Source organism: Rhizobium mongolense USDA 1844 (assembly GCF_000419765.1).
Lineage (GTDB): Bacteria > Pseudomonadota > Alphaproteobacteria > Rhizobiales > Rhizobiaceae > Rhizobium > Rhizobium mongolense.
On record NZ_ATTQ01000004.1, the window covers coordinates 20,292 to 34,438 of the forward strand.

General features: G+C 55.0%; 7 protein-coding genes. 2 read left to right on the plus strand and 5 right to left on the minus strand.

All coding sequences use genetic code 11. The features are described 5' to 3' along the window. Positions 1-13: 13 nt before the first annotated feature. Positions 14-376, plus strand: coding sequence for a hypothetical protein (locus A3C3_RS45090; protein ID WP_145611802.1), 363 nt, complete (start codon positions 14-16; stop codon positions 374-376). Here A3C3_RS45090 and A3C3_RS0108070 read toward each other — a convergent pair. The 4 genes from A3C3_RS0108070 to A3C3_RS0108085 all read right to left on the minus strand — a co-directional run bounded on the left by A3C3_RS0108070 (position 356) and on the right by A3C3_RS0108085 (position 10,464). Beyond that, entirely contained in the window at positions 356-1,732 is a 1,377-nt protein-coding gene (locus A3C3_RS0108070) for a hypothetical protein (protein WP_022714094.1), read from the minus strand. The two genes, A3C3_RS45090 and A3C3_RS0108070, sit on opposite strands and share 21 nt — an antisense overlap. Further along, a complete protein-coding gene (locus tag A3C3_RS0108075; RefSeq protein ID WP_233450620.1) occupies positions 1,729-7,902 on the minus strand; it encodes an AAA domain-containing protein in 6,174 nt (2,057 codons plus the stop codon). Before A3C3_RS0108075 ends, A3C3_RS0108070 begins: the two co-directional genes overlap by 4 nt. Positions 7,903-7,972: 70 nt before the next feature. Then, positions 7,973-8,641: a 4Fe-4S single cluster domain-containing protein gene (locus A3C3_RS0108080; RefSeq protein ID WP_022714096.1), complete on the minus strand. Its 669-nt coding sequence runs from the start codon at positions 8,639-8,641 to the stop codon at positions 7,973-7,975. Beyond that, positions 8,638-10,464 (minus strand): AAA family ATPase, encoded by a 1,827-nt coding sequence (locus A3C3_RS0108085; protein WP_022714097.1) that lies wholly within the window; start codon positions 10,462-10,464, stop codon positions 8,638-8,640. The genes A3C3_RS0108080 and A3C3_RS0108085 overlap by 4 nt, the downstream gene beginning before the upstream one ends. A 699-nt stretch (positions 10,465-11,163) precedes the next feature. Here A3C3_RS0108085 and A3C3_RS0108090 point away from each other — a divergent pair. Next, positions 11,164-12,375 (plus strand): phospholipase D family protein, encoded by a 1,212-nt coding sequence (locus A3C3_RS0108090; protein ID WP_022714098.1) that lies wholly within the window; start codon positions 11,164-11,166, stop codon positions 12,373-12,375. 446 nt (positions 12,376-12,821) lie between these two features. On the opposite strand, the gene A3C3_RS0108095 is transcribed toward A3C3_RS0108090, so the two are convergent. Then, entirely contained in the window at positions 12,822-14,033 is a 1,212-nt protein-coding gene (locus tag A3C3_RS0108095) for a serine hydrolase (protein ID WP_022714099.1), read from the minus strand. Positions 14,034-14,147: the final 114 nt, after the last annotated feature.

Below are 14,147 nucleotides of genomic sequence, written 5' to 3' on the forward strand. Positions count from 1 at the left end.
TGGCAGATGATCGATGCGTGTCCAGTCGCGGCTTCCGGCGACAAGGAAAATCGCTGGAAATTTTTCGCGTATTCCGATAGCTGAATCACAACTGGGGACTTGCCATGCCACTACTAACTGCCAATCCATACCTAGACGCTGCTGCCCCATCAGTGCCATCAAAGAGCAGGCTAGAAGAACGGAAGCGCTGACAGGGAAAGTAGTCGATGTCGACAAAGAGTATCGCGACTGCGTGCGACGAGTGATGGAGATGGCGGAACATGCGCGGCAAGCGGCTTATGAGCAGCAGGCATTCAACCGGATGCTGCTCATAGGTGTTGTTGCCGCTGTCATCGGAGCGATGGTCCTCACAGAACTACTTTACCGGCTTCCCTGACGATCGTTGAACAGTCGCTTGATTGAGTGTGGTCGTAGCGTCGGATGCTTCGCTTTTCTCGATGGTAGATATTCTTTTGACCGGCGTAGCGCCGACACCCAAAGCCTTTATAACCGACAAATCTCCACCCTTTGCTGCGATCTTCCTTTGCAACGCAGAGAAATCAGCACAGAATTCAGCTTCTGCCGCTACGTCCGCAGCAACATCCCTCGAATTGCCTTGGCCAGCGAAGCCAACCGTTCGAAGCTGCATACTTTTGCTGGGGTCGCCACCTATTTCCACGCCGTATTGAGGTGTCCTTTTACTCTTGAGGACGACCCGACCGTTCTCAACCCATGCTGTCTGCATACCCTCCTTCACTTCGTAGCCGAGTTCTGCGAGACCATCGAGCACCACGCGACGCCGATCAAGCTCTGCCCGTTTATTTAGCGCGGCCTCAAACGCCGCTTTAGCTATCGCCGTTAGGTTCGAGATCTCGGATGACATCGGTGGCGAATTTAGCAGCTCGGTAATTTCAGAGACTAAATTAGCGACCGAAGCGGATTGAAGACTTTTGAGTTGAGCCTCAACTGCCCGCAGTTCCCCTACGGCGTTTGCTTCTGCAATAGCAGCCAAACGTGCTTCACCAATATCCATCGCCAAACTGTCAATCAACAGCGCCCTTCGAGGGGATCGATCTGCGAAAACGTGCTCCAGCCGATCACTCAGTGCTGTCGCTCGCTCCGGAGATAGCGCTCGCAACTCCTCGACTCGGCGTGAGAGGTCCGCTAAGGCCGGGTCATCGTCTGCAGGATTTGAATGGGCCGCAAGCCAATCTGCCAAGGCAATGCGTTTCTCGCCATCATCTAGCTGCGCGGCTAGCTCGCGCTGTCGATCTGTTGTTTCGTTACTTAACTCAGAAGGACCTAAAAGCTTGAACGCGTGTCTCAGGGCGTCTTGCAGCTCAACCTGCGTATACGATGCTGGTTGCAAGAGGGCAGGTGGTACTGGAAGCCCTTTTGCCTTGAGGGAGCCCGCAACAGAAGCTGCCGCACGAAGCCGTCTATTTTCCTCGCTGCGGGCTTGAGCGGCCTTTTCGGCTGCGCGTTCAATCCGCTTCGCCATATCTGTCTTAAAGAAGGCGATCTCGATGGGAACCTGTTTTTGAACTTCCACGAATTGATCTTTCGCAAGCAGATCGCGCATTGCTACAATCCGCCTTTCCGCTAGTCGAATATCCTCCGCGTCAACAATCTCATTTCGCTTGCCGACTCGCTCCCACTGCTCAATCGCTGCGGTGAGAGCTGCTATATGCCCCTCGCAAATCGCTAAAAGCTCCTCTCGGGTTACAATTCGTACGACTTTCGGGCCACTCATTCAGCGGCCTCCTTAAGGATCGCAGTTTCGACCGCATCACGGAGCCGCCGTTTCTCTTCTTCACGCGCGTGGTACCAGCCGTAAGACGAAATCCGATGAATTATAGGTATAGACCGGCCGAGAACCGACGGACGCCAAATCTCTCGGGCTCTCGCGCTATCAAGGATTCTGTGACGCGGTGCATCACATTCGATGCCAAGTCCATAGAGACCGGTCTCGGTATCCTCAATCGCAAAATCGAGACTAAACGCGCCTCCATCATTTACCCGGTCGGCGGTTACGCCCAGCTCAGAAAGGTATGCAGCTACCGAAGCAGCAAAGCCGTCCATATCGGCTTCATCTCGGTTCTGCGATCCGCTGCGCTCGGTCAGCATGCGATCAAGCAGGGTTCGGCCATTCTTGAAGTCGCCGTCCGACATAGACCGGGCGTACTCTAGATAACCCTGGAGGTAGTCACGCGGGATCATCGGCTTTCGTCGGCTGCTCAGCATATCAGAAACTTCGCCGATGGGCATCGACGTCACCATGATTACCTTGATCCGTGCACGGGTTACCGCGACGTTCAGGCGCCGCTCTCCACCCTTCTGACCCAGGACCCCGAAGTTTCTGCGGAAGCTTCCCTGCGCGTTCTTCCCGAACGTCGATGAGAAGATGATGTAGTCACGCTCGTCACCTTGGACGTTTTCGACGTTTTTCACGAAGAAGCCAACATCTTCGCCCCGCTCAATGCGATCACGCTCCCGGGCAACCATATTTCGGAACCAGTCGTCTCTCTCTGCTTGCTTCTCAAGGATCTCCTCGATCAGGTCAGCCTGCTTGCGGTTGAAAGTCACGACGCCGACAGTCGGCGTGTTTCCGGGCTCGCGCCAGATATCTGCTAGGACCTGAACCACTCGACGAGCTTCGATTTCGTTGGTCTGATCGCTATAAATTCCGTCTGCCCGGATGACCTCGATCGGCTTTGCCCGCATGATCTCCTCATCGGGATGCCGCACGGGAACGCTCAGCCTGTTGCCATAGAACGAGCTGTTGGAGAACCCGATCAACTCTCGATATGCGGAGCGATAGTGGATTTGAAGCGTCGTAGTTGGAAGTACAGATTTTCCGAGCTGTAGGAGATCGGGGCAATCCTTGATTTCGCGACGGTTCCACGTTTCGTTGTATGTCTCGCGTTCGACCTCAGTCGCATCTTCATCAAGCTCCTCGCCATCGAAAACGTCTGCTTCATCGTTCTCAACTCGGCTGGCGAAGAACGCGGTTGGCGGCATCTGCTTCTCGTCACCGCTGATGATCACGACCTCGCCACGGAAAAGGGTGGGGAGGGCATACTCGACCGGCATCTGTGATGCCTCGTCATAGATAACCGTATCGAACATGTTCTTTCGTAGTGGGAGCACCCGGCTCGCCACATCCGGGTTCATCAGCCAAACGGGGCGCAACTCCATGAGCCCAAGGTCCGGTCCTTTTTCAAGGAATTCACGCAGTCGCTGTGCTCGCTGACCGCGCAGTCGCGTGATTGGCTCCCAATCGCGTGGCGAGGCGACCCGGACAGGGTCAATACCTTGCGTGAGCATCTGGCGGTTTGCCCGCCGCATAGCCTTCTCCGCTTCGCCAACCGATCTGATCTTAGCCTCCAGTTCGGCAGCCTCGTAGAGCAAGCGAGGATCGTCGTTTTCGAGCTTTGTTTTCCAAGCGAGCATCGCCTCGCGTTTGACGATCTTGCGAACTTCTTCGTCTAGAGCATGGACCGGCACGCGCTCAAGCTGATCGTTCTTGGGACGCAAAAGCTTGAATATCTCAAGTGCCACCTGCGGCAAGCCGTTCGCTCTGATCCGAAACCGCTGATACGCTTCGAGAGTTGGGCGGGCTTCCAATATGGAAGCAATAGCTCCGCCATTCTGCCCATCTTCTTCGATCGTTTTCAGTCGCTCGGACACCCACTTTGGTTCGAACCACTGCGAGGCGTTTTCAAGCGACGCTCGGCTGAACTGCTTAGCCTCGTAACGCTCGAATGCTTGATGTGCGCTATCCCGAAGGCTTTCATACTCGGAAAGCGACGCCCTGGCGATGACGGCCTCTAACTGTGAAGGAACTGGGTATTGGGCAATCTTGTCAGCCAGGACTTGAGCACTCGCGATCGCGTCAGCTCTGTGGACTGCAACGACCGCTAGATCGTTGGCGACGAGATCATCTGAGGCGACACTCGCTTCACCAAATGGACGCAAAGTTTGTACGAGGTCCTGCCGTAGGGGACGGAGTTGCTGCTCCCACCGTAATGCGGCATCGAATGCGGCGATCTCCGGAGCTAGTCCGACTGACTGAAGGAACGACTTAGTCTTGCGTAGACGCAGCCATCGAAACGGATTGATTTTTCCGAAGAAGGAGGGGGGAGTGGTTAGGGTTTCGGCGTCCGCCGCCCAAGCTTGTAGGTCAGCGTCTGACAGAGCCAAGGTTTGTTTGCGGAAGGATTCAACAGGCGCTGATCCTCTTAACCCGCCCATGGCATCGTGGATATTCCGCAGCCGGGTCTCGGCCACAGAGGCTTTGCTAGATCCGCTTTCGAGCGTACACAGTTTGAACCAGCGTGCCAACTCGTTACGCTCATTGTCATTGAGCTCTACGAAATCGCGGTCGTTTTCATCAAACCAGCTGCGGTACGGGGTTGGATCCTTTATCGACAGGGCGCGATCCGTGCGCGTGAATACCTCCAAACGCTCTGTTTCGCTGCGAATAAAGGCTTTAAGGTCTTCGTCAAAGGTCGCGGTGTTTGCCGGGTCCGGATTGAACGTCTTCAGAGCTACGAGCTGACTGCCCTCGTAGTGCGCCGGTAACCAGTACCGTGCCTGCGGACCACATGCCTCGGCGAATTCCGCGATTTCAGCTGGCCTGAACGGACCAAGCAATCGCCTCAGCGCTGGAGCGTCCATCGGAACATGGGGCGTCTCGACCTCGATAAGATCTCCCAGAAGACCTCGATATGACAGACCAACGTGTTCGTCGACTTTATGCAGGGCGGCGTGATGGCCATTAAGGTCGTTCTCGACGGCCTGAATTCTCGTCGCTAAGTTTTGACGATCACGCTTCCAAAGCTGGTTAGACTCGTTGTTGTGATGAGCTTCCAACTGGTCGCGAATAGCCTGAATGATTGGCTCGCGATCTCGATTGATGTCGGTGACCATGAAGATGCGATCTTCAAGACCTTCAGCTTCCAGGCGCTTTTTGACGACTTCGAGCGCGGCTTGCTTCTGGCAGATGACCAGCAAGCTCTTTTTCCTGCCAATTGCGTCGGCCACCATGTTTACGATGGTTTGGCTCTTGCCCGTACCAGGTGGTCCTTCGATCAATAGACCGGGTGCGAACCTAGCTTCGATGACAGCCGCTTCTTGTGACGGATCGCTGGCCACAGTGAAGAAGCGCTCCATTTCGGACGGCTTTTCACGCGTCATCGACTGGGGCGGTTCGTCCGTCACCTTAAGTGCGGTTTCCAGAGCACTGCCATTCAGCTGTTTGCTCTTCAGCTGACGCAAGTCCTCGACAATCGCCTGGCCCATATATGCCAGATGGAACAGAACGGCGGAACACGAGATGACGTCGTGGCCGAACTCCGCATCCGTGTCTTTGCCCGGCAGTTTTGACAGTGATCGGCCTTCGATCTTGGATAGCCCACCAAATCCATCGACCACATCCGCCGCTGTCAGTGTTGACCGTCCAAGGAGATCGTTCGCAGCCTCCTGCCAGCGTCGCGAAGCATCGATGCCAATCATGCCTTCAAACGCGGGATTGAGGCGTACTTCGTCGCGATCACGGTCGAAGGCGATGGTAGCGTGACCGCGGTTACCAACCTCCGGGACGACCTTTACCGGCCAAAGTAGAATTGGAGCGATCTTTGGTTTTCTACGATCGTCACGGTGAATAAGGAACGGGAAACCGAGATAAAGTCCGTCGATGCCTGTGTCGCGTTTGTACAGGGTCGAGTGTGAGTGAAGTGATCGCAACCGCCGTTCCAGGGTTTCGGATTGGCCGAATGCCGCAGGATCGAGGTCCTCAGCGCGATCTGTTCGAGCGAGTATGAGATCAAGCAACGCAGCTGCGGGCTTACGCTCTGTTCCGAGCTCGGTGAGATCGAGGCGGGGTGTCGTCTTGCCAATGACCATTCTTGTCAGTGGCCCGCGCAAGATGCTTCCCGAAATTTTCTTTGAGAAGTATTCGAGGAGGGTCGATACGTAGTGCTGTTTCGGTGGCTCTAGCCATTGTTCCGCGGGAACCGAGAGAAGAACTAGAGTCCGGTCGAGACTGATGCGTCTGTCCAGCCGGAACTGATCTGCCCATTCGTCGATACGCTCGATGCCTGACCGTGCGAAGCCAGAGAGCCGCTGATCAACAAGCGCGTGCAGATCCCTTCGAGATCGGCTCAAGAGATCGCGGGCATGCTCCCTTTCGAACGAAGAAACTCCCGCGCGTTCAGCCGTTGCTTGGGCTTCATCCAGAATTTCGTCGACCGACCGGAATTGGCCAACTTCGGCAGACAACAAGAGTATGAAGTCCTCATCGGTAGTCTGGCGTCGTTCAATGAGCGAATTAAGGCCAGGATGATCGGTGTCAGGCAGAATTCGCCTTTTCTCCGTCCAAAGCGCAGCAAGGCGAGCCTTGGAACTCGACAGGAGGTGGACCTGTAGATCCTCTTCATTCAGTGTGATCGCAAACTGGCGAGCTTTTTCGCGGACGGAAACGCCGCGCTGCTTCATACGCTGCAACCATTCTTCGACGCCGAGGCGACCAAGAATCTCGGCGGATGGTCCGAAAATGAGGTCGGTTCCCTCAGCGGGATGGTCGAGCAGCCAGCCTGGCGTAACGATGTTGCCTTTCACGATGAGAGGCATCGCCGGGTACAGTATCTTCAGAGCCATGGAAAGACGCAGGTCGTCCGATAGCCCCTCCGTGTGCGCAAGGCGTCTCAACGCGGATTGAACTGCATCATCAAATCCTGCGTCTTCTGCCCAAGCAGCAACGACACCCCGCGCGGCTTGAGTCCGGGCTTCATCCCAATTGCCTGGCTCTGCGGCCGCCAGCGCGTAGTTTGATGCCCTTGAATACGACTTACCCGCTAGGACGATTGTTGCCTTGCCGGTGATATCGGTCTCGTCGATGACCTCTGCAGGCAGTTCGACGACCTCGCCCGAGTACCACGCGCGGAGTTCGTTCCACTGCCAACGTTCTCGATGATCTCTTGCAAGGAGGCCTTTCAGGAGACGTTCGATAGATGGGTCTAAGCCTTCTGGGACAGTGACACCCTTGGTCAGCACATGAATGAGGAATGCCTGGGGGTTCACCCCTTCAAAGCATGCGCCAGCGGTGGCGATTTCCAGCGCTATCATGCCAAGGCTCCACCAATCAGAAGCCGCAGCTACCCCTCCGGCGATGGCCTCTGGCGCCAAATAGCGTGTCGTTTCAAGCGGTGCGACGATATCGAGGTCGTAGTCGGACAATCTGGCTGAGCCAAATCCTGTGACGACGAGATCCAAAGGGTCGTGGGTACGGATAAGTATGTTTGAGGGAGTGATATCGCGATGGCGCAGGCCCGCTTGGGAGAAAGATCCCAGCGCTTTGCCGATCTCAAAAACGATCGAGTTGACGACGCCAACGTTAGAGCCATCGAAGTTTGCTTCCGCGAGACTCCCGCCGGTTATCTCCTCTGAGATTTCATACGCGCGTTCATGCCAGCGACCGAACTCGTAAATCCGTGGCAGATGATCGTCGGGCATATTTTGGATCGCATCATAGACAGAAGGGTCCGGTTCAGACCCGTCTGCGTAGAGCGTCAATATTCCTCGGGTCCCGGCTTCTTGATCGATTGCCAAAAAGCGCTCTCGAACTGCGCTGATTGAGGGAAGGCGGGCTTCGATCCTCCAACCGGATATCTCCGTGGCGATGTGTCCCGCGGGGGCAGTATCGGAAGGAGACTCTTGCTCGATGGGTTCGCTAGCCTCGACCTCCTCCGAGATCTCCGCGCCACACTCCATGCAGATCAGGTCACCCTCGTGAACAGGATGCCCGTTGGGGCAGGTCCGGCCAGCGGCTATTGGCGCAAGAACAGGTGACACCGCGTCTATCGACTCACCTTTGCCCGCCTCTCGCACGGTGACTGTTGTCAGATCCCAATTGCAGGTCACACTGTCTTCTAGGACGCCTTGGCAATAGAATTCACTGAGCGGGCGTTCAGTCTTGCAGTTAGGGCAAAATCTAATCATTGGTTTGATTTCTCGACGCTCGTACGGAGCGATCTTGGGTCGTGATGATCTTGTGATTTTGGGCGGATAGGATTGCCGTGAGCCGCTTGAAGTCGTCGCGTGCGGGAATTCCAGCCATCCAGATTTGACCTTTGCCGTCCATCATCAGGTCGAACTTACGATCTAACGGCACCACCGTCCGTTGATATGCCGCGAATTTGGCATTCCCAAGCGGGGTCAGAACGTTCAAACGCTGATTATCGCTCCCTCGTAAAGCGAGTGTCTGAGAAGCCTCAATGAGGTAGGGATCTGAGATCAGGGCGTCGATCAGTCCGGTCATACTGTCGAGGTGAACCGCAATGGCTTCGAGAGAATAACCTGAGAAGACAAGGATGTCGGCCGCGATCCGAGATCGCATTTCTGCCAGCAACTCTTTTAGCGCTTCGGGTTGATCGAATGGTTCGCCGCCAGAGACTGTGACGCCGTCAGCATAGGGTAGCCATTGAGCAATCGCCGACAGAACATCCTGGACGGTCGTTGTCCCGCTGCCCGTTGCCCAAGTGTCTGCCGAGATGCACCCGGGGCACCGAATTGAACATCCTTGCAGCCATATCCCGATCCGATTGCCCGGGCCGAGCGTTGTGATCGGAAAATGAATGCGAGATAACGCGATAGCCGTCATGATGAGCGCTGTTCCCGCGTAAGCGTTATTGAAGTCACGGCACCCGCTGAGACTTTCTCGATACGGAAGCTGCCGCTGATCTCTCCGGCGTCGAACAGTGCACGCGACAGCGGATTAGCCAGATGTGCTTCCACCATATTGCGGACACCACGACCGCCATTCGACAGATCACGCAGACACATCTCTTTCAGCCCGGCTTTTGCGTTTTCGGAAATCGAAATGTCAAAACCGATCGAACGCGTGCTTTCCAGCAAATTCGCAACCATGCTGTCAAAGATGGCTTCGGCAATCGCTGGACGGATGAAATCGAAGACGATGACGTTTTCGCCGATGCGGTTGAGGATCTCCGGCCTGTTCAAGTTGAGCTTGAAGTGCTGATTGATTTCCTCGCGGACCTTGGCTGCAACTACCTCATGAGGCTCGTCAGGCGAAACATTCTGAGTTCGATTTCCGGTGCTGTCCGTACGGAAAATGCCGAGGTTCGACGTGAACAGGATTACAGCTTCCGAAAAATAGACGCGATCTCCTCGGCCAGATGTTAGTACACCATCATCCAAGATCTGCAGGAACTTATCGAGGATCCGAGGATGGGCCTTCTCGATCTCGTCGAAGAGGACAACGCTGAAGGGTTTTTCGCGGATCGCGTTTGTAAGCTCGCCGCCTGCATCATAGCCAACATAGCCAGGCGGGGCGCCGATCAAACGCTGATCCGCATGCTCGGCGCTGAATTCTGACATGTCGAAACGGATGTATGCAGACTCGTCGCCAAAAAGCAGGCTCGTAATCGTCTTTGCCAGTTCAGTTTTGCCGACGCCGGTAGGACCAGCCAGAAACGCGACCCCTCGCGGACGCCCATTCGTAGACGAGCGGCCGACGCCCGTTACGGCTCGCTTTATGATGTCCAGCATATGGACGATGGCATGATCTTGCCCTTTCACGCGCAAGCGAATGAAGTCTTCGGCTCCCGAAATCTTCGAACGATCGATCATGCGCCACGGATCGTCAGTCACGCCAACCTTGTAGCGTCGGACGGCATCTGCAATTTCACCGACCTTCAAACCCTCGTTGCGGCCAAGCTGGGCAATCGCATTCATGTCGGCCAGCAGCAGACCCTCGGTCAGGTTGACGAAGGCGTCGGCCGACTTTTGAAGCGTCTCGTCGGAGGCGTCCTGAGCATCAGGAAGTGCCCTTAGCAAAGTGCGGGAAAGCGATTTCCGGGTCGCGCTGTCAGGTACGGCAACGGGAATGTTGCGAAGCTTGGGATTATCAACAGTCAGCCAATCGGGCAGATCGGACTCACGCTCGGCGATCCAGATGATGGTATTGTAGAAGGGCTTACGTCCCGTTCCGGCGGGCCGGGTGTTGGCGGAGTGGCACACGATTTGAGCGTTGGTGAACAGTGCATGTTCTACCGGCGTAAGCGCGTCTGCGCGATTCACAAGGCGCGACGCAAAGTCCACGATGAGCGCCGCAGGTTCGCTTGTCGAGGATGTGAAGGAGCTCAGGACATTCCCAAGGATGTCGAGGCCCATGCTCCTGGAATTCTCACTGCCAAGCCCGGTCCGAGCCATCACTTCCGCAATTTCGGCTTCATTCGTGACGCCGGGCAAACTGAAGCCTGATACAGGCGCGAATTGGATAACGTCCCGGTAGCCACACGCCTCAAGTTCTTTTTGCAAGCAAAGGGTCAGCGGAAGAGCTGCAACGACGCCAGGGGCAATTTCATATGCTTGAAGGTCGCGTACGTTGCCTGACAGCACGAACTGGCTTTTGAGCGGAAGAAAGCGAACGAGGTCGCGCAGCCAACGAGGTTTATTGATCACTTTACAATTCAACCGACTGTCTTGAAAGCTAACGCTAATGTTAGATCACGGGTTGAGTGCAATTAGAACAGGGTATTTGTTTTATCCCTAAAACATTCATGCCGGTTTTTGCCAACAAATAGCAGACCGGTATTCGTAATGCGATCGTTTGCTGTGATCAATCGATTTCAGCACTGAAACCAGCAGCACTGTGCACGGTAGGAATACCGGGGCGGACACCTAAGGGTTTAACGAGTTCGGCGCCTTAGAGCGTGTTCTGTTTAGCCGATTGTTCCCATTTTTGATGGAACGGCTCATGTTTGCCGTCATCAACCCTCGGCAGGCGTCACCGGACATCTCGTGGCTCAGCACCCTCTTCGATGTGTCAGATGATCTCTCAAACCTTTCGGATCGAGATATAACATCCGATTGCCGACGGGCAGGGCGATGGACTGCTCATAGGTCGCCAAGAAGCGTGAAATATGTTTCCACCGTGACTTTTGTTGCGGATGCAGAGCGTGCCGTCCCCTATAGGTTTGAGCGAGAGCAACCTCCCGACGCGGTCGCAACTATAAATGGTAGCACAACTGAAATGTTTCTGAAATAGTAGTCCATCTGCGTTCGGCAGCGACCACTAAAGGCAGCATATCCTCGCCGAGGTATTCCTTTGTCCCTTGCTGAGCTATCTGTCTGATACACCTCGCCAAGGAAGATTGTTTTATGAAGGTCGAGTTTCTGAATGCTCGCGGAGTTGACGCAACGTTGCGCCGACTTATCGACGAGCATGTAGAGTTTCATTGGGCAGTTGCCTGGGGGAGTATGACCGGCGCAGCGAAAGTGCTGCTGCGGAACGTTAGCAAAATCAGAGACGTCACGTTTGGGGTTGCATTTAGTCAGACCGATCCCGATCTAGTGGCAGCCCTGGAGGGCGTCGATCGAGCACGGGTAGCTACAAAATTCTCAGGCGGTACATATCACCCTAAGTTTTACGGCTTTCGCTCAGGGAGGAAAGCAGCGGCGATCGTCGGTAGCGCGAACTTCACCGCGGGAGGGCTGGACAGGAACTGGGAGGCTGCGATCCTGGTGACCGGCGAGACTTCTGATCCATTTTTCGTCGACATCTTTAAGTTCACGAAGGCGAGCGCCGATCTGGGCGAGGTAGTCACTTCAGAGTTTGCTGCGGCCTATCGCGCAAGCTGCACGCGTGCCAATCGCCTGCCAAAGCCTCCGCGCAATCCAATGGAGGGGCTGCGGCAGATAAAGCCCGGTGGATTCAGGTCACCGTTAATTTCGATGCCTTGGATGGATTATGTGATGGAGGTTCAGAGTTCCGCGCATCATGACATAGAAAAGAGCCTTGCACTGCTTCGTACGGCGCAGAAGTGGGTTGCAGATGTGAGGTCATTTTCGCAACTGCGTCCAGAGCAGCGAAAAGCCATCGCGGGAATCATTGGAAGAAATCAAAAGAACTCGCCTGACCTGAAGCAAGACTGGGGTTGGTTTGGGTCCATGAAAGGTATGGGCGACTTCGCAAATCGCATAGATGAAAACGATAGGAACCTTGCCCGCGCCATCGACAGTGTACCGCAGAAGGGTCAGGTTACTGTGGAACACTATAAAAAATTCATTCGGCACTTCGAAAAAGCTTTCGACCATTCGACGCGGATGGGAGGTGTTCCAACAGCAAGTCGCCTTCTTGCTATGAAGCGACCGGACACCTTCATTTGTATTTGCAGGCCCAACAGGGAGGAGGCTGCAGCTCGGATGGAGTTCTCAAAAACAAGGCTCACCTTGGACAACTACTGGGAACAAGTTGTTGAAGTTATCAGGCTATCCGAGTGGTACAACGAGGATAAGCCAGACGGCGCGGAGGGGGAAATCTGGGAAAACCGCGCGGCCATGCTAGACACAATTTTCTATCGGCCGTCTTGAGGGAGGTGTCCGTAATACTGGGGAATCGCGCTGGCCCCGTTTTCACGGCGGAGGTAACGGCTGACGACAGTCCTTTTCGGCGCGGACACTGCAATGTTCCAGTGAACCGTATCACCGATCACATAGTTCACGGCGAGGATCTGAGGCTTAGACGGCAAGTTCCCGCATTTTTCAGGCTCGCAAGTCATTCTCGGCATGGAAACAATTGCCCACAGTCGGTTCGGCACATCCTTCCTCGCGCACGCAGAAAAGCGATCTCCATGATTGTAGGCGAGCCAAACCTCTGGTGCTTCAGATACCCTGCGCCGTACGGGATACATGAAGGCATCGCGGCGATTAAAGTGGATATTGAGGCGCCTTGGCCTCCACAGCGATCCATTGCTACTGAGGTTGGATCAGCACCGCGGAAACTTCCGAAGTAATTCGGTTGGGATCGGTTCCGCCGGTCAATGTTGAAGCTGACGGACTATCTCATCGTGTGTTTTGAGGGCGATGCACTTTGCGTGATGACTGACCTTCGTTAGGCTCCAATCCGAAAGCTGCACGATGACGACCTTTTCCTTTGGGTAGATATGGATGAATTGACCGTCGCGGCCATAGGCTGTGAAATCATCTCGACCTTTCCGCAGCCACCAGAAATACCCGTAACCAAGAATGCAGCTTTCGTCGGATGCGTCGCTCTCGTCTTCAAGCCCACCAAATCGCTCGATGGTCCGAGCCGTGGCAAGCTCGAACCATGCGGACGGTATCTTCCCCTTGCCTTTTTGGCGCACGAAGTCGCCGAAACGGGCGAGATCATCGATCTTGGCTCTGAAACAGCATGAGCCGATGGGCCGTCCGTCTTTGTCGACGTTCCAACGCGCTGCGTGCTTGGCCCCGATCATTGACCAGAGGCCGCGCTCAAACGTCTTGAGCAGGTGCCCGCTTTCTACCTGACTGGCAGCAACAGGCATGACCATCGCGGCGTCAAGCGCAGAGTAGTTGAAGCGAAGGGCACCACGTCGCCGAATTTTATAGTGCGCGGCAAATTCCAGTAGCTTTTCCTTACGTGGCGGCTCTCGCACATCATCGTCAAAGCGAAGGGAATCTGAAGGGAACGGCCAGGATGCTTCTTCTCTCCAGCCAATGTCTGATCTCATTAGGAGCAGTTGGTTAACCTGGACGGTGGCATAGCCTCGCTCGATCTTTTTCCTCTCACCGGGCTTCAAGAAGCTGCCGACTTGGCGCTGCAACTGACTTTCAAATTCGGCCTTTGTCCGCAGATGATATTTTTCCGCTAGTACCTGCGCTAGCAGAGTAGATGTGATCGACTTCGTGACGGACGCAATGCCGAACATTTTGTCGATGCCATTGGCCTCCTCCTGGCAGCGGATATTTGCGCTGTTATTGAACATCTCTAGGCGAACAACGCCGTTCTTGATGACATACAGACCGCAAACTCCCAGCGTCGTGGAGTATTCGCGAAGCGGACAGTGCTGCTCGACGGTGCAATACGCCTGGAGTTTTCCCGGATTGGCGATCTTGTTGACCGGCAGCTTCAATGGGGCGGCTGGCGGTGAAACGGTGACGTTTTTTGGCGGTTCTTGGCCGGACGTTGCGGCGTGAACCTCTGCCGCGAGCAACATGAGAATTGAAAACATAGCCACGGCAAACTTCATGGTTTGTCCATCCAAAATGTCAAATTCAGGAAAGGAATTCTGCAGGCGAAAGCACGTATGATGGATTTCGAAATACTACTTTAACCTGTAATACAAGCATGACAAGATGGCTGC

What these genes read in the sequence shown, in the direction of transcription:
- A3C3_RS0108090 (WP_022714098.1), top strand. Translation starts at nt 11,164, where the DNA reads ATGAAGGTCGAGTTTCTGAATGCTCGCGGAGTTGACGCAACGTTGCGC.
- A3C3_RS0108080 (WP_022714096.1), bottom strand. Translation starts at nt 8,641, where the DNA reads ATGACGGCTATCGCGTTATCTCGCATTCATTTTCCGATCACAACGCTC.
- A3C3_RS0108095 (WP_022714099.1), bottom strand. Translation starts at nt 14,033, where the DNA reads ATGAAGTTTGCCGTGGCTATGTTTTCAATTCTCATGTTGCTCGCGGCA.
- A3C3_RS0108070 (WP_022714094.1), bottom strand. Translation starts at nt 1,732, where the DNA reads ATGAGTGGCCCGAAAGTCGTACGAATTGTAACCCGAGAGGAGCTTTTA.
- A3C3_RS45090 (WP_145611802.1), top strand. Translation starts at nt 14, where the DNA reads ATGCGTGTCCAGTCGCGGCTTCCGGCGACAAGGAAAATCGCTGGAAAT.